The sequence below is a fragment of the Methylosinus sp. DMC45 genome (assembly GCF_056313885.1).
In genome coordinates this window covers 16,259-32,680 of record NZ_JBQUZK010000046.1, presented here as the reverse complement: position 1 = coordinate 32,680, position 16,422 = coordinate 16,259, and the positions used below count along the sequence as shown (strand labels likewise).

Annotated in this window: 13 protein-coding genes and 1 other RNA gene; 9 read left to right on the top strand and 5 right to left on the bottom strand. The window is 65.9% G+C overall.

The genetic code is table 11. The annotated features are described in order from the left end of the window. The first annotated feature begins 8 nt into the window (after positions 1–8). Positions 9–2,618 (top strand): magnesium-translocating P-type ATPase, encoded by a 2,610-nt coding sequence (mgtA, locus tag ACT53T_RS14045; protein ID WP_476161679.1) that lies wholly within the window; start codon positions 9–11, stop codon positions 2,616–2,618. A gap of 79 nt (positions 2,619–2,697) precedes the next feature. Here the strand turns inward: mgtA and ACT53T_RS14040 are convergent, their stop codons facing one another. Beyond that, a complete protein-coding gene (locus ACT53T_RS14040; protein ID WP_476161678.1) occupies positions 2,698–3,288 on the bottom strand; it encodes a 5-formyltetrahydrofolate cyclo-ligase in 591 nt (196 codons plus the stop codon). A gap of 30 nt (positions 3,289–3,318) precedes the next feature. Continuing rightward, positions 3,319–3,474, bottom strand: a non-coding RNA gene (ssrS, locus tag ACT53T_RS14035) — 6S RNA. 256 nt (positions 3,475–3,730) lie between these two features. Between ssrS and ACT53T_RS14030 the strand changes: the two genes are divergently transcribed. After that, on the top strand, positions 3,731–6,691 hold the full coding sequence (locus ACT53T_RS14030) for a bifunctional [glutamine synthetase] adenylyltransferase/[glutamine synthetase]-adenylyl-L-tyrosine phosphorylase (protein ID WP_476161677.1): 2,961 nt from the start codon (positions 3,731–3,733) through the stop codon (positions 6,689–6,691). Positions 6,692–6,802: 111 nt separating this feature from the next. On the opposite strand, the gene ACT53T_RS14025 is transcribed toward ACT53T_RS14030, so the two are convergent. Further along, complete coding sequence (locus ACT53T_RS14025) at positions 6,803–8,113, bottom strand: MFS transporter (protein ID WP_476161676.1); 1,311 nt, start codon at positions 8,111–8,113, stop codon at positions 6,803–6,805. Between the two features lie 249 nt (positions 8,114–8,362). On the opposite strand from ACT53T_RS14025, the gene ACT53T_RS14020 reads away from it, so the two are divergent. The 6 genes from ACT53T_RS14020 to mutT all read left to right on the top strand — a co-directional run bounded on the left by ACT53T_RS14020 (position 8,363) and on the right by mutT (position 12,922). Then, positions 8,363–9,247 (top strand): peptidylprolyl isomerase, encoded by an 885-nt coding sequence (locus ACT53T_RS14020; RefSeq protein ID WP_476161675.1) that lies wholly within the window; start codon positions 8,363–8,365, stop codon positions 9,245–9,247. A gap of 125 nt (positions 9,248–9,372) precedes the next feature. Next, positions 9,373–10,620 carry a bifunctional glutamate N-acetyltransferase/amino-acid acetyltransferase ArgJ gene (gene argJ, locus ACT53T_RS14015; protein ID WP_476161674.1) on the top strand — a complete coding sequence of 416 codons (1,248 nt, stop codon included), beginning with the start codon at positions 9,373–9,375 and terminating at the stop codon, positions 10,618–10,620. A 144-nt stretch (positions 10,621–10,764) separates the two neighbouring features. After that, positions 10,765–11,463: an HAD family hydrolase gene (locus tag ACT53T_RS14010; protein WP_476161673.1), complete on the top strand. Its 699-nt coding sequence runs from the start codon at positions 10,765–10,767 to the stop codon at positions 11,461–11,463. A gap of 60 nt (positions 11,464–11,523) precedes the next feature. Further along, positions 11,524–11,925, top strand: a complete 402-nt coding sequence (locus ACT53T_RS14005; protein WP_476161672.1) for a hypothetical protein — start codon at positions 11,524–11,526, stop codon at positions 11,923–11,925. A gap of 72 nt (positions 11,926–11,997) precedes the next feature. Beyond that, complete coding sequence (locus tag ACT53T_RS14000; RefSeq protein ID WP_476161671.1) at positions 11,998–12,510, top strand: carboxypeptidase regulatory-like domain-containing protein; 513 nt, start codon at positions 11,998–12,000, stop codon at positions 12,508–12,510. 10 nt (positions 12,511–12,520) lie between these two features. Continuing rightward, positions 12,521–12,922 carry an 8-oxo-dGTP diphosphatase MutT gene (gene mutT, locus ACT53T_RS13995; protein WP_400769649.1) on the top strand — a complete coding sequence of 134 codons (402 nt, stop codon included), beginning with the start codon at positions 12,521–12,523 and terminating at the stop codon, positions 12,920–12,922. Between the two features lie 4 nt (positions 12,923–12,926). Here the strand turns inward: mutT and ACT53T_RS13990 are convergent, their stop codons facing one another. Both ACT53T_RS13990 and ACT53T_RS13985 read right to left on the bottom strand, forming a co-directional pair. Beyond that, entirely contained in the window at positions 12,927–14,225 is a 1,299-nt protein-coding gene (locus tag ACT53T_RS13990) for a DUF1835 domain-containing protein (RefSeq protein ID WP_476161670.1), read from the bottom strand. A 192-nt stretch (positions 14,226–14,417) separates the two neighbouring features. After that, positions 14,418–15,356: a DUF1152 domain-containing protein gene (locus ACT53T_RS13985; protein ID WP_476161669.1), complete on the bottom strand. Its 939-nt coding sequence runs from the start codon at positions 15,354–15,356 to the stop codon at positions 14,418–14,420. Positions 15,357–15,625: 269 nt separating this feature from the next. Here ACT53T_RS13985 and rimP point away from each other — a divergent pair, with 269 nt between their 5' ends. After that, positions 15,626–16,411, top strand: coding sequence for a ribosome maturation factor RimP (rimP, locus tag ACT53T_RS13980; protein WP_400769653.1), 786 nt, complete (start codon positions 15,626–15,628; stop codon positions 16,409–16,411). Positions 16,412–16,422: the final 11 nt, after the last annotated feature.

Sequence of the window (16,422 nt, the reverse complement as noted above, 5' to 3'; positions counted from 1 at the left end):
TGCAAGAGATGAACCATCGATTTTCGGCGACGCGCCTCCTGCACGAGAAGCGGCTCGACGATGCGCTGCTGCGCGCGGCCCGGCCCGACGCCGAGGCGGTTCTCGCCTCCCTGCGCAGCTCGCGCGCAGGGCTCAGCGTGCGCGAGGCGGCGCATCGGCTGCGGCGCGTCGGACTCAACCGCATCGCCCATGAGCGGCGCCCCGGCCTGCTGCGCGAGCTCGCCGGTCGCGCAAAAAATCCGCTCAACGCGCTGCTGCTCGCCCTCGCCGTCGCCTCTTACGCGCTCGGCGATCTGCGCGCTTCGGTCGTCATCGCCGCTATGGTCGTGCTGAGCGTCGGCCTCGCCTTCTTCCAGGAGCACCGCTCCAATGAGGCCGCCGCACGTCTGCAGGCGATGGTGCGCACGCACGCCTCCGTGCGCCGGCCGGGCGCGCATACGGCGGATAATTTCGTCGAGGAGCCGATCGAGCGGCTCGCGCCGGGCGATATCGTGCGCCTCTCGGCCGGCGACATGATCCCCGCCGATCTGCGCCTGCTGGAGGCCAAGGATCTCTTCGTCAATCAATCGGCGCTGACCGGCGAATCCATGCCGGTGGAGAAATTCGCGCATGCGGCGCCGACGAGCGATCCTTTCGCCGCGCAAAATCTCGCGCTGATGGGCGCCAATGTGGTCAGCGGCTATGCGACGGCTATCGTCGTCGAGACGGGGCGGCGCACATGCCTCGGCGCGCTCGCCGACAAAATGGCCGGCGCGCGCGTCGAGACGAGCTTCGACAAAGGCGTGACGCGCTTCACCCTGCTGATGGTCTTGTTCATGGCTGTGATGGCGCCGGCGGTTTTCCTCATCAATGGCGTGACGAAAGGCGATTGGCTGCAGGCGTTGCTTTTCGCGGTCTCCGTCGCCGTGGGGCTGGCGCCCGAAATGCTGCCGATGATCGTCACCGTCAATCTCGCCAAGGGTGCGATCGCCATAGCGCGCAAGAAGGTGATCGTGAAGCGGCTCGTCTCCATCCAGAATTTCGGCGCGATGGATGTGCTCTGCACCGACAAGACCGGCACGCTGACGCAGGACCGCATCATATTGAAGCGCCATCTCGACATATTCGGCGAGGATTCCGATCGCGTTCTCGAATTCGCCTTCCTCAACAGCCATTTTCAATCGGGGCTGAAAAATCTGCTCGATCGCGCCGTGCTCGAGCATCACGAATTGGCGCAGGAGCTGCGGCCCGATCATCAATTCGAGAAGATCGACGAGATCCCTTTCGATTTCGAGCGGCGTCGCCTCTCCGTCGTGGTGCGCCGCGACGACGGCCCGCATCTTCTCATTTGCAAAGGCGCGGTGGAGGAGCTCTTCGCGATCTCGTCGCGCTATGAGACGACCGCCGATTGCGGCGCGCTCGATCCCTCGCATCTCGAGGCGGCGCGGCGCGAGATGGAAGAGCTGAACGCAGACGGCTTTCGCGTCGTCGCCGTCGCCTATAAGCAGCTGCCGCAAGAGCAGGCGAGCTTTTCCATCGCCGATGAGAGCGAGCTGACGCTGCTGGGCTATATCGCCTTTCTCGATCCGCCCAAGGAGAGCGCGGCGCCGGCCATAGCCGCCCTCGCCAAAGCCGGCGTCGCGGTGAAGATATTGACCGGCGACAATGACATTGTGACGCGCAAGATCTGCAAGGATGTCGGGCTCGAGGTCGGCCGCATCGCATTGGGGTCGCAGATCGAGTCGATGGGCGACGAGGAGCTGTCGACGCTGGCGGCCGAGGCGAGCGTTTTCGCCAAGCTGTCGCCGCCGCAAAAGGCGCGCGTCATCGACGCGCTGCATCGCAAGGGCCATGTGGTCGGCTATCTCGGCGACGGCATCAATGACGGACCGGCGCTGAAGGCGGCCGATGTCGGCATTTCCGTCGACACGGCGGTCGACGTCGCCAAGGAGACGGCCGATATCATCCTGCTCGAGAAGAGCCTCGCCGTGCTCGGCGACGGCGTGATCGAGGGCCGCAAGGTCTTCGCCAACATCACCAAATATATCAAGATGGGCGCGAGCTCCAACTTCGGCAATATGTTCAGCGTGCTCGGCGCGAGCGTGTTCCTGCCCTTTTTGCCGATGACGCCGATCCAGGTCGTCACCAATAATCTGCTCTATGATTTCTCGCAGACGGCGATCCCAACCGACAATGTGGACGAGGAATATCTCGCACGGCCGCGCCGCTGGGACATAGACAATATCGCAAAATTCGTGCTCTTCATCGGGCCGATCAGCTCGATCTTCGATTATGCGACCTTCGCGCTGATGATCTACGGCTTCGGCGCCTTGGCCGATCCGGCGCTGTTTCAGAGCGGCTGGTTCGTCGAATCGCTGCTGACGCAGACGCTCATCATCCATATCATCCGCACGGCTCGAATACCCTTCATCGAGAGCCGCGCGAGCAATGCGCTGCTGCTGACGACGCTCGTCATCTGCCTCATCGGCGCGGCGCTTCCTTTTTCGCCGATCGCCGGCGTCTTCGGCTTCACGCCATTGCCGCCGCTCTATTGGCCGGCGATTTTCTCATTTCTGATCTGCTATTCGGTGCTGGCGCATTTGGTGAAGAGCTGGTTCGTGAAGAAATGGGGAATGTGACGAGCGCGAAGTCATTCGCAGAATCTCGGCGCGAGATTCCTTCGCGTCGAGATTCGGCCGCGCGCGTCGACGCCGCGCCTCACGAAAACGCGATCAGCTCCCGCTCCGTCAGCAGAAAATCCAGCTTCTGATCGTGCGGCTCGGTCGGCACGGAATCGGTCTCCTGGCAGGCGTAGGCGACGCCGACGGCGACGATGCGCTTCTTGGCGCGCAGCTGTGCGAGCGTCGCGTCATAGATGCCGCCGCCATAGCCCAGCCGATAGCCCTTGCGGTCGAAGGCGGCGAGCGGCGAGAAGACGATGTCGGGGTCGAAGGCGGGCTGTGTCTCGGCCGGCTCGGAGAGGCCGCAGGGGCCTTTCACCAGATCGTCGCCGGGCGTGAAGGCGCGGAAGATCAGCGGGCGCTTCACCGCCGTCATCACCGGCAGAGCGGTGGCGATCTTCGCCGCCGCCAGCGTCTCCAGCAGCGGGCGCGTGTTCAGCTCGCTGCGGATCGGCCAATAGACGGAGACGACGTCGCCGGTCGCTTCGGCGCGGGGCGCGAATCGGCGCACCAGCGTCAGCGCGCGCTCGGCGACGGCGAGCGAGGCGGCGTGGGCTTCCTCATGAGAGACGAGATCGCGGCGGGAGAGCGTCCGCCGGCGCAGTTCGGTCTTGGCGTCGACGGTCATTGGGGCGTTGTTTCGTCCGATTGTCGAAAGCGCGGGCCGCGTGAGCCGTGGGACATCGATCCCGGGAACCTACAACGTAGGTGGGCGCCGTAGTGACCGAGCCCACGGGCAAGGCCAGGGACAGCTCCCTTAGAGATCGATAAGGCCCCGGGGAATTAAAGTCCGTCACGCACCCCGCAGCGCCGCGAAAGCAATGTAATCCCGCGCGGGCGAGAACGCCAGAGGCGACATGAGGCGAATGGCGACGCTTGAGGAATTGTTTCTTTTTGATACGGCGTCCTATTCTTTGATCGAAGCTCTCGAGCCGATTCCCCGAAAGCTATCTTCCTCGACGCCATCATTCGGGACGGCCAGCCATGGCGATCAAAAACCGCTTGACACCAAGACAGCCGCTTCTCCCTTTGGCGGGAGAAGGAAGGGCGCGCTGGCGACGGACGAAAAAATGACGCAGACGAATTCCGCTCGCTCCCTACTCTCCCGCGCCCTCCGCATCATCGAGCCGATCGACCGCGCTCGAGCCGAGGCCGCGCTGGCGCGCGTGCTGGAGCGGGACGCTGATGGCGCGCTCGCCGCCACCCTCGCGGCGCAAGCAGGCGCGCAGCCGCTGCTCGAAGGCGTCCTCGGCTCCTCGCCTTTTCTCACCGATCTCTCCGCCCGTGATCCCGCTCGGCTCGCGCGTCTGCTCACGGACGACCCCGACGCCAGCCTCGCGCGGCTCGTTGAGGCCACACGCAACGCCGCCAAAGGCGTCGCGGACGAAGCCGAGCTGATGCGCGCATTGCGCCGCGCCAAGCAGGAGGGCGCGCTGCTGGTCGCGCTCGCCGATCTCTCCAAAGCCTGGGACACGATGCGGGCGACCGATGCGCTCACGCGCCTCGCCGACGCCGCGCTTTCTGCGGCGATCGCCTTCACGCTGCGCGAGGCTTCGGCCGCCGGCAAGCTCGAGCTCTATGACCAGCGCAGCCCCGAGCGCGGCTGCGGCTGGATATTCCTCGCCATGGGCAAGGAAGGCGCCTATGAGCTCAACTACTCTTCCGACATAGACATCATCGTGCTCTTCGACCGCGCCCGGGCGCGCGTCGCGCAGCCGAGCGAGGATGTCGATCTCTTCGTCAAAATGACGAAGCGCGTGGTGCGCATTCTCTCGGAGATCACGCCCGACGGCTATGTGTTCCGCGTCGATCTGCGCCTACGTCCCGACCCCGGCGCGACGCCCATCGCCATACCGCTCGAGGCGGCCTTCTCTTACTATGAGAGCATGGGCCAGAATTGGGAACGCGCCGCCTTCATCAAGGCGCGCGCGGCGGCCGGGGACATTCCGGCCGGCGAGGCTTTTCTGAAAGAGCTTTCGCCCTTCGTCTGGCGCAAGAATTTCGATTTCGCCGCCATCGCCGACGTGCATTCGATCAAGCGGCAGATTCACGCCTTCAAAGGCCATGGCGAGATCGCCGCGCTGGGGCATGATCTCAAGCTCGGCCGCGGCGGCATTCGCGAGATCGAGTTTTTCGCGCAGACGCAGCAGCTCATCACCGGCGGGCGCAATCCCGCTCTGCGCGGCCGCGCGACATTGGAGACGCTGGACGCGCTCCTCGCCAATGGATGGATCGAGCCGCGCGTGCGCGACGAGCTGCGCGCGGCATACGTCTTTCTGCGCGATATCGAGCATCGCATTCAAATGGTCGCCGACAAGCAGACTCATGTTCTGCCGCGCGACGAGAAAGAGGCGCTGCGCATCGCGCGCAAGGCCGGCTTCGCCACGCTCGAGGATTTCACGCAGGAGCTGGTCGCGCATCTCGAGACAGTGCAGAGCCATTATTCGCATCTCTTCGAGAGCGCGCCGCAGCTTTCGTCGCAAACAGGCAATCTCGTCTTCACCGGCGGCGAGGACGATCCCGGCACGCTCGAAACGCTGTCGCGTCTCGGCTTCGCGCATCCCAAGACAGTGACGGAGACGATACGCGGCTGGCATTTCGGCCGCTACGCCGCGACGCGCTCCACCAAGGCGCGCGAGCGCCTGACCGAGCTGACGCCGGCGCTGCTGGAGGCGCTCGCCGCGACGGAGAACGCCGATCAGGCCTTTCTCGCTTTCGACAAATTGCTCGCCGGGCTTCCGGCCGGCGTGCAATTGTTTTCCGTGCTCCTCGCCAATCCGACGCTGCTGTCTCTGCTGACGGCGATCACCGGCGCCGCGCCCAAGCTCGCCGCCACCATCTCGCGGCGCCCGCGCGTGCTCGACGCCGTGCTGGAGCCCGCCTTTTTCGAGCATTTGCCCGATGAAGCCGAGCTCGCCGCAGCGCTCACGCGCAGCCTCGCGGAAACGCGCTCATATGAGGAGGCGCTCGACGCCGCGCGCGTCTTCGGACAGGAGCAGAAATTTCTCATCGGCGTGCGCGTTCTGACCGGCGCGCTCTCTGTGGCGGAGGCCGGCCTCGCCTATGCGCGACTCGCCGAACGCCTCATCGCCGCTCTGCTGCCGCGCGTCGAGGCGGAGCTCTCGCGCGCGCATGGACGCATCGCAGGCGGCCGCGCTTGCGTCGTCGCGCTGGGCAAGCTCGGCGGACGCGAGATGACCGCCGCTTCCGATCTCGATCTCATGCTGCTCTATGACGCCGATCCGCACGCGGAATCTAATGGCGAGCGCCCGCTCGCGACGCCGGCCTATTATGCGCGGCTGACGCAGCGGCTCATTTCCGCGCTGTCTGCGCCAATGGCGCAGGGCCTGCTCTATGAGGTCGATTTTCGCCTGCGGCCGTCCGGCAGCAAGGGGCCGCTGGCGGTGAGCCTGAAGGCCTTCGAGGATTATCACGCGCATGAGGCGTGGAGCTGGGAGCATATGGCGCTGACGCGCGCGCGCGTCGTCGCCGGGCCGAGCGATTTCGCGACGATCGTCGAAGAAGCGATAAGCGCCGCGCTGACGCGTCCGCGCGACGTCGAAAAGCTGCGCCAGGATGTCGCCGATATGCGCGCCCGTCTCGAGCGCGACAAGCCGGCGAAGAGCCTTTGGGATTTGAAACAGGCGCCGGGCGGGCTGATCGATGTGGAGTTCATCGCGCAATATTTGCAGCTTCGCCATGCGAACGCGCATCCAGCTTGCCTCTCGACGATGACATCGACGGCGCTGGAGCGTCTTTCCGATTTCTCCCTATTGGACCCGAATGAAGCGGCGACATTGATCGAAGCCGCGCGCCTCTATCAGAGCCTCACGCAATTGCTGCGGCTTTCGATCGACAATGATTTCGATCCGGCGCATGCGCCGCGCGGCCTCGTCGAGCTGCTGCTGCGCGGCGGCGAGGCGGTGGATATCTCCCATCTCGAGGCGCAGATCGTGGAGACGCAGCGCGCGACGCGGGCGATTTTCGCGTCCATTCTCGGCGCTGAAAGCAAGACCGCGCCCTCACCCTGAGGAGCCGGCGAAGCCGGCGTCTCGAAGGGTCGACCGCGCCGCCTTCTGGAGCATCCTTCGAGGCTTTTTGCGTCTCGCAAAAAGCGCCTCAGGATGAGGGGGTTGTATTCATCACCGATCGACGAGACGCGATGGAATGGCGATGATGACGAGCATCGCGCTCATGGCCATGAACAGCGCCAGCGCATAGAGCCCGTAATCGGCGCGCTGCGTCTGATCCTTGATGAAGCCGACCATATAGGGGCTGGCGAAACCCGCGAGGTTTCCGACCGAATTGATGAGCGCTATGCCGCCCGCCGCGGCGACGCCGCGCAGAAAGGCGGTCGGGCAGCTCCAGAACAAGGGTAGCGCCGTCATCGTGCCGGCGCTCGCCACGGTGAGCGCGATCAGCGCCGTCGCCGTGTCGGCGGCGAAGAGCCCGCTGGCGACGAGGCCGACGGCGCCCAAGGCGCAAGGCAGAGCGAGATGCCAGCGGCGCTCGCGATATTTGTCGGCGCTGATTCCGCCCATGAGCATGGCGACGCTGGCGACGGCGTAGGGCGCAGCCGACAAGAGGCCGATGTCGAGCGGCCGGCTGACGCCCGTCGCCTGGACCAGAGTCGGCAGCCAGAAACCGACGCCATAGAGCCCCATCACAATTCCGAAATAGACGAGACATAAAATCCAGACCTTGGCGTCGCGCATCGCATCGCGGAAGGAATGGGACGCATGGGCGGCGTGATCGGCGGCGAGATTATCGGCGAGCAACCTCTTCTCGACGTCCGACAGCCAGCCGGCTTTTTCGATATTGTCCTCGAGCGCGAAAAAGACGATCGCGCCGACGAGAATGGACGGGAGCCCTTCGATGAGGAACATCCAGCGCCACCCCGAAAGCCCGTGAGCGCCGTCGAGATTTTGCAATATCCAGCCCGAGAGCGGGCCGCCGACGACGCCGGCGAGCGGCACCGCCAACATCAGCAGCGCGGTGATACGGCCACGGCGCGCGGCGGGAAACCAATAGGTGAGATAGAGGATGGCGCCGGGAAAGAAGCCGGCCTCGGCGACGCCGAGCAGAAAGCGCATGACGTAGAACATGAGCGGCATCGAGACGAGCATGGTCGCCGCCGAGGCCAGCCCCCAGGTGACGAGAATGCGCGCGATCCAGCGCCGCGCGCCGACGCGATGCAGGATCAGATTGCTCGGAATCTCGAACAGGAAATAGCCGATGAAGAAAACGCCGGCGCCGAGCCCATAGACGCTCTCGCTGAATTTCAGATCGCCGACCATCTGCAGCTTGGCGAAGCCGACATTCACGCGATCGAGATAAGCGAGGATGTAGCAGAGAAAGAGCAGCGGCAGCGCGCGCCGCGTGACCTTGGCGTAGAGGCGCTGCTCGAAGGCGGCCGACGCGGCGTCGCCGTCGAGCGGCGGAACGAGAGTCATGATGTTTCCCCCGGCTCGCGCGCAGGCGGAGATTTCCCGAGCGGAGCCGGAAGAACCTCCCGGCTACGGCGCGAGCGGCGTTGCGCGACCCTCGACCCTTGCAATATAATCTTGACCAATTCCATAGAGACGACGCCGATCCTCGTCTCCGCGCCCAAATTTCCGTGTTCCCCTTTGCGGAGTCTTGCTCTAGTGGAACGCTGTTCGCGACAGGCCTCCCCGCCTGTCGCTCTTTTGTTGGAGACCATCATGCCTCACCTCAAGACCACGCGTCTCGGCAGCCGGGGCGTCCTCGCCGCGATCGGCGTCCTCGCTCTGCTGGCGATGGGCGCGGCCCCGGCGCAGGCCAAGGTCCTCGCCAAGGTCAATGGCGTCGACATCACCGACGAAGACGTGAAAATCGCGCTCGACGATCTGGGCGCGGGTCTGCCGCGGCAGTTGGAGGGCAAGGCGCGCGAGAATTATATTCTCGATTTCCTCATCGACGAGCAGCTCGTCGTGCAGAAGGCGCAGCGCGACAAGCTCGGCGAGACGCCGGATTTCGCCAAGAAGCTCGCCTATTTGCGCGACAAGGCGCTGATGGAGGCGCTGCTCGGCAAGGTCTCCAAGGACGCCGCCACCGAGGCCGCCATCAAGAAGACCTATGACGAGGCCGCCAAGAATCAGAAGCCCGAGACCGAGATCCACGCGCATCACATTCTGGTGACGACCGAGGACGAGGCCAAGGCGGCGCAAAAGCGCGTGAAGGGCGGCGAGGATTTCGGCAAGGTCGCGACCGAGCTGTCCAAGGACACGGGCGCCCAGGGCGGCGATCTCGGCTGGTTCACCAAGGACCGCATGGTGCCGGAATTCGGCGAGGCGGCCTTCAAGCTGGAGCCGGGGCAGATCTCCGATCCGGTGAAGACGCAATTCGGCTGGCATATCATCAAGCTGGACGAGAAGCGCCCGAAAGTCTTCCCGCCGCTGGACCAGGTGCGCGACCAGGTCTCCCGCTATGTGGCGCAAAAGGCCCAGTCGGACCTCATCGTCGAGCTGCGCCAGGGCGCCAAGATCGAGCGCACCGAGCCGCCGGCGGCCGAAGCCAAGCCGAGCGACAAGCCTGCCGAGGCCAAGCCGGCCGAGAAGAAGAAATAGTCATGAGGCGGTAGTGAGCGGGGCGTAGGGAGCAGGAAGCGCGGCTCGCCGCGCCCTGCGCTCGCCGAGCCCCGCTCACCGCCCCGACTCCTCGCTCCCACTTCTTTCAGGACCCATACCGAGCCATGGCCAAGGCCGCCCCCATTTCGCCGCTCGCCCCCAAGACCTATCCCGACATTCCGCCGATCGCCGGCGTCCGCTTCGCGGTGGCGCAAGCGGGCATACGCTACGCCGGGCGCACCGACGCCATGCTCGCCCTCTTCGACGAGGGCACGCAGGTCGCCGGCGTGTTCACGCGCTCCAAATGCCCCTCGGCCCCGGTCGATTGGTGCCGGGCGCGGCTCGAGGGCGGCAAGGCGCGGGCGCTGCTCGTCAATTCCGGCAACGCCAACGCCTTTACCGGCAAGGCCGGCAAGGAGGCGACGAAGCTCTCCGCCAAGCTCGTGGCCGCAGCCGCCCGCGTGCCGGAGAAGCAGGTCTTCCTCGCCTCCACGGGCGTCATCGGCGAGCCGCTCGACGCGACGAAATTCGAGCCGGTGCTGGGCAAGCTCGTCACGGAGGCGCGCGGCGACGCTTGGCGCGAGGCGGCCTCGGCGATCATGACCACCGACACCTATCCCAAGCTCTCGACGCGCATCGCCAAGCTCGGCGACGTCGAGGTGCGCCTAGCGGGCGTCGCCAAGGGCGCGGGCATGATCGCGCCGGACATGGCGACCATGCTCTCCTTCGTCTTCACCGACGCGCCGATCGACGCCGAGGTTCTGCAGAGCCTGCTCTCGAAATCGGTGCAGAGCTCGTTCAACGCCATCACCGTGGACAGCGACACCTCCACCTCGGACACGCTGCTGCTCTTCGCCACGGGCGCGGCGGCGGAACGCGGCGCCCCGCATATCGAGAAGGCGAGCGATCGCCGCCTCGAGGATTTCCGCCGCGCGCTGGACGAGGTTCTGCTCGATCTCGCGCATCAGGTGGTGAAGGACGGCGAGGGCGCGCGCAAATTCGTCGAGGTGACGGTGATCGGCGCGGAGAGCGCCAAGGCGGCCAAGCGCATCGCCCTCTCCATCGCCAATTCGCCGCTGGTGAAGACGGCCGTCGCCGGCGAGGACGCCAATTGGGGCCGCGTGGTGATGGCGGTCGGCAAATCCGGCGAGGCCGCCGACCGCGACAAGCTGGCCATATGGTTCGGCGACATTCGCGTCGCCCATAAGGGTCTGCGCGACCCGGACTATGACGAGGCGGAAGTCTCGCAGATCATGAAGCGCGACGAGATCGCCATCCATGTCGACATCGGCCTCGGCTCCGGCGCCGCGCGCGTGTGGACCTGCGATCTGACGAAGGAATATGTCGCTATCAACGGCGATTATCGCAGCTGATCGTTTCCTTCATGAACCTTTCCTTCTCCCGCCTGCGGGAGGAGGAAGCGCGCGCGTGACATGCGCTCGTGACCTGATCGTCATCGCAGCGTTTCGAGAATCGGCTTCTACTCGCCTCGGCTCGGGCGGCGAGGAAGCGGACCTATGGTTTTCCCCCATGCTGTAGAAGCGGTTCTCTTCGACATGGACGGCACGCTGCTCGACACGGAGCGGCTCTATGTCGACGCCTGGATCGCGGCCGGCCGCGCCGTCGGCCATGAGATCACCGAGGCTTTCTGCCATCGCATGATCGGCAAGCCGATGCAGGATTGCGAGACGATGATGATCGAGCGCTTCGGCGCCGATTTTCCGCTCGACGCCTGCATCGAAGCCTGCGGCGCCTATGTCGCCCGCGCCTCGCGCTCCGGCGTGCCGCTGAAGGAGGGCGCGCGCGAGCTGGTCGATTATCTCACCGCGATGAATATTCCGCTCGCCATCGCCACCTCCTCGCGGCGGCCGACCGCGGAGCATCACCTGAGCCGCTGCGGGCTGCTCTCGCACTTCTCTGCGCTGGTGACGCGCGACGATGTTCAGCGCGGCAAGCCGCATCCCGAATCCTATCTGCGCGCCGCGCGCGCGCTCGGCAAGGAGCCGCGGCGCTGCCTCGCGCTCGAGGATTCGCCGACAGGCCTGCGCTCGGCCGCCGCCTCCGGCGCGATGACGATCATGGCGCCCGACGTTCTGCAACCCTCCGCCGAGGAGCGCGCGCTCTGCCTCGCCGTCGTCGCCAGCCTGCGCGACGTGCTCGAGATGCTGCGCGCGCATGCCCACACGCAGCGGCCCCTAGGCGCAATTGCGCGATGACGAAATTGGTTTCGGTTTTTAGCTTACATGGCGATTCGGCAAGGCGAAGAGACAAAGATCATGCCCCTGCGCCGCCCGCTTTTGGTCATTGCCGCTTTTGGCGCGTCATTGTCTCTCGCCGGATGCGCCGGCGCCTATGAGGAGGCGCGCGACTACGCCGCCGCCTCCGGCGTAGTGGTCGAGAAGAGCGTGGACGTTCCCGCCAAGAAAGCCAAAGCGAAAAAGGCCGGGAAAAAGACCGCCGGCAAGAAGAAGCCCGCCGAGAAGCCCGCGGTCGAGAAGGACGCGAAGGCTCCGCCCGCCGTCGGCGCCTGCGTCACCTATCAGTTCATGGGCGGGGCCGATTGCGAGGAGGCGATCGCCAAGCGCGATTGCTACGACAAGCGCAGCAATGTCGTCGATTGGCGCAGGGAAATGAGCTGCGCCGCCGCCTTTCTCTCGCCGCCGGAGAAGAAGCCTTAACAGATCGAGCCTTGCCTCGGCCGGACGAAGCGGCGACATTGGCCGCGCATTCGCCGCAACGAGGCCATTCCCATGCGTTCCGCCGCCTTCTGCATCGCCTTCGCGCCGCTCGCTCTCTCCGCCTGCAACAGCGCCGCGCCGGAAATGCGCTTCGATCCCGTCGAGGCCGCCTTCATCAGGCAGGAGGGCAAGGCGACGATCGAGGGCCAGGCCTTTCTGCGGGACCAGCAGGGCAAGACGAATGTGCGCTACGCCGCCGGCGAGGTGGTGCGGCTCATTCCCGCGACCGCCTATGCGCAGGCGCGCATCTCGCAATTCTACGGCAAGCGCAAATTCATCCCGGCCCTGCTCATGCCGACGCCGACGCAGGAGGCCGAATACGCCGCCTACACACGCACGACCAAGGCGGGCGCGACCGGCCGCTTCACTTTCGACAAGGTCGCGCCGGGCCGCTATTTCGTGACGACGCAGCTCACTTGGGTTCCCAAGGGCGGCTTGATCAGCGAGGGCGGCGCGATGTACGACGAGATTGTCGTCACCGGCAAGGAGACCGATCCGATCGAGGTCGTGCTCTCCGGCAATTGAGGGGAACCCCTTGTCTCTGCTTCTCGTCGTCGCCGCGGCTCTCGTCGATCCGCAAGGCCGCGTGCTGATCGCCCAGCGTCCGCAGGGCAAGCAGCTCGCGGGACTTTGGGAGTTCCCCGGCGGCAAGCTCGACCCCGGCGAGCGGCCGGAGCAGGCGCTCGTGCGCGAGCTGGCCGAGGAGCTGGGCATAGAGGCGGCGACGGACGATCTCGCGCCGCTGACCTTCGCCAGCCACGCCTATGAGGCGTTTCATCTCCTGATGCCGCTCTATCTCTGCCGACGCTGGCGCGGCGAGCCGCACGCCCGCGAGGGCCAGGCGCTCGCCTGGATGCGGCCGAGCGAGCTCGATGCGGCGCAAATGCCGCCCGCCGACGCGCCGCTGATCGCCCCGCTGGTCGCGCTGCTGGGGTGAGCGCTCACCGGAGCGCGAACTCCGAAAGGGCCTCGTTCCAGCGCCAGCGCGGCGCCGCGTCGGAGATCGAGACGCCGCCGAGCCAGCGCGACGGCGGACGAAGCGACATCCAATCCGTTTCCCTCGCCAGAACGGCGCGCCCGAGCGGCGTGATCGTGAGACGCTCGTGGGGCCAGCTGCGATCCTCGCTCTCGAACGAGCCCACGAAAACCGGCTCCGCAATGCGCTTCATGTCGTCCACAATGGAATGAATCATCAAATCCGTGAGCCAGGGAAGCGGCTCGCGCTCCATCAGCAAACGCGAAAAGGCCTCGCCGACCGTGTGGGGACGCTCCGCCAGAAGCTCGAGAATGAGACGTTGCGTCAGGCCGAGGCCGTCGTCGGACCAGGGAAATTCCTGGCAATAGCGCCGAATGGCGCGCGCGAGCTGCGGCAGAGCCGGCACGGCCGCGCGCGCGAATCCCGCGAGCGGGCTCGGGTCGGGCGCGCGCAGCATGCGCCAAGCGTCGCGGCCGGCGCGCAGACCCGCCTCGGCGATCGGCGCACGCTCCTCCCATAGCAGGCGCAAAGCCTCGGGCGGCAGCTGCCCCAGTCCGATGAAACGCATGGCGCCGGGATAGCGCTCCAACGAGATCAGCTCGAGCCGCGGCGGAGGCGTCTCGGCGAATTGCGCGAGACACCGCGCGAGAATGAGCTGGTCATAAGGATCATGCTCGAGCCAGAGCACGACGCGCACATAGCGAGACGCCGCTGACCGCAAGCCCGCCTCCCCGTCGGCCAGCTCTTCGGCGATCTGCGCTTTGCTCCGACCCACGCCGGCGCCGTAGCTCTCCGCGAGAAAAGCGGCGCGCGTGTCGAGCCAGTCCGGCCGGTCCGGGACGGGCCCCTGACAGAGCGGATCGGAATATTCGAGAAAATCGCCGATGAAGCCGGCGTCGCGCAGGCTCGCCTCTATGTCGTGGCCGCAGCGCAGATGCAGCGTCGGCATGTCGCGGTCGGGCGCCGCGTCGCCCCGCGATATGTCGCGCCAGCTGCGGTCCATCGCCTCTATATGCGCCTTGAGCTTCGGCCAGCTCGGCAGACCGAGCTCACGGGCGACGACGAGCTGCGCGTCGCTCAGCCGGACATTCTGCGACGACGGAGCCGAGGGATGGCGGAGCCGCAATCGCTCGAGGGATCGCCGGTCGCCGGCGCGCAGCGCTGCGAGCAGCTCTTTGGCGCGCTTGCGTTGCTGTTCGAGATTGAGCCGGAACGGCGAAGAAAAACGGACGGCCGCCCGCGCGGCCCGCGGTTCGCTGGACATGGAACCCCCTCCTCCGAGTCTGCGTCCGCCGATCAGACAGGAAAGGGCGAATGTCGAAGCGCCTTTCGGAGATGAGCGCGGGCGCAGCCCTTTCCGCGGACACGGGGGCTCCGATCGAGCCGTGTCGCAGTGAAACAAAAAGCCGCGGCGCAGTCAAGAATGGACGGCCGCCGCGCCATCCCCGAAACCTGCTCACAGCGGCAAATTCTTCCAATCTCGCTTTTCCGCGTGAGCGTGATGAATGCGGATCGCATTCTCTATCTCGTGGAATCTCTCGCTGCCGGCGATCGCCTCGTAAAAGCCCATGCCGCGGGCGACGGCGGCGAGATCATAGCACCAATAGAGCGCCATCAGCGCATTGATGAACAGCTCCGTCCCTCTTGTGCGCTCGGTGTCGTGCCGGTCTCCGAAGCCGCCGCGGATCGCCGAGGCGATCGAATTGGCCACGATGCTCTTGGAATTGGGCTGGCGCTCGTTGAGAAAATCGACGGCGTCGAGCAGCGCGTCGCCCTCCGGCGTTCCCGACGACACGGAGACGCAGCCGAGATATCCGCCGGAACGGATCAGCTCGGCCGTGTTCTCGAGAAAAGAATGATGGCAGACGCCGTGATAAAGATCGACGCCGAAGCCGAGGCAGACGAGAAATTTGCGCACGCCCTCGAGCTGATGAACGGCGGCGATCGAGAGAGCGTCCTCCTCTATCGTGCCGAGCGCGGCCTCGTCGCCCTTCATCAGACTGTCGGTCCCGCCGTCGACGAGAATGATCGTATCGACCTTCAATAGCGTGACCAGCGCCTCATAAGATTGCCGCAACGGTCGCACGCCGGTCTTCTCGAAGGCGAAGACCTTGGGCTCGCAGCCACGGGCCGCGAGCCAGTCGACGAGATGGCGCTCGGGAAAATAGCCCTGCATGCGGCTGTCGGAATCGACGAGCCGCCCTGCGGGACCGATCTTCTTGCGGGAGGCGAGATCGACGCGGGCGAAGGACAGATTGGCGAGAAAGACGCTCTTGCCCGCATCGCGCAGAAAGACATAGAGCGGCAGGCCGCTGACGATGTCGAAGCCGCCGCCGCAGCCGGCGATGAGAATGCGCTGCGAGTCCTCGAGCGCGCGGAAAAAAGGGATTTGCATTATTTCGTCTCGTTCCAAGGCGAGAAAGCCTATCGCTTCTCGCATGGTCTCGAAACAATTTCTCGAGCGCGACGCCCGGCGGCGCTCCCGCCGCAGGGCCGAGGCGCCGCCACGGAGCATTTTTCTTGCGCGGGCGGGCGATCCAGGTGTATAAGCCGTTCCGTTCTATCTCATAACGGTCATTCTCGGATGATCGCTGCTTGAGAGTGGGGCCCGGCCGGGACCCGCTCTTTTTTGTTTGCACCGGCCGGAAATTCTCGCAAGACAGGATGAGCCGCTTGGCAGAAACGCCCGCCGCCGGCGCCGTGGAGGCGCCCTCCCTGCTCGATGAGCCGCGCCTCTGCGGCGATACGGGCGTTGCGGCGCGCATCGCCCATATCGCCGAGCCTGTGCTGGCGCAGCTCGGCTTTCGTCTCGTGCGTGCGCGCATTCTCTCGCAGAACGGCATGGTTCTGCAGATCATGGCCGAGCGGCCCGACGGAACCATGACGATCGACGATTGCGAGGCGGCGAGCCAGGCGCTCTCGCCGGAGCTGGACGTCGAGGATGTGATTTCCGACGCCTATCGGCTGGAGCTGTCCTCCCCCGGCATAGATCGCCCGCTGGTGCGAGTCTCGGATTTTCATCGCGCGATCGGCCATGAGGCGAAGATCGAGCTGACGCAGCCGCTCGCCTCTGGCCGCAAGCGCTTTCGGGGCAATATCGTCTCCGTCGAGGGCGACGGCCGCGACGCCGTGGTGACGCTGGAGCGCAATGACGCCCCGCCGGACGAGGACAAGACCGTGCGAATGCCGCTGCGCGATCTCGACGAGGCCAAGCTGATGCTGACCGACGCGCTGATCCGCGAGGCGCTGCGCGCCGGCAAGGCGCAGCTCGAGGACGACAGCCCGAGCGAGGAGGGAGAGGCCGCGCCCCGAGAGGAGACGCGGCCCCGCCGTGGGCCGGGCCGCTTCGCCATGGCGCGCGGCGACAAGGCCAAGCCGCTGGTTCCGGCCGGCGTGCAGACGGGATTCAAGAAAAAAGGCAGCGGACCCGGCCGTCGCGGCGACGCGTAGGGCCGACGTTT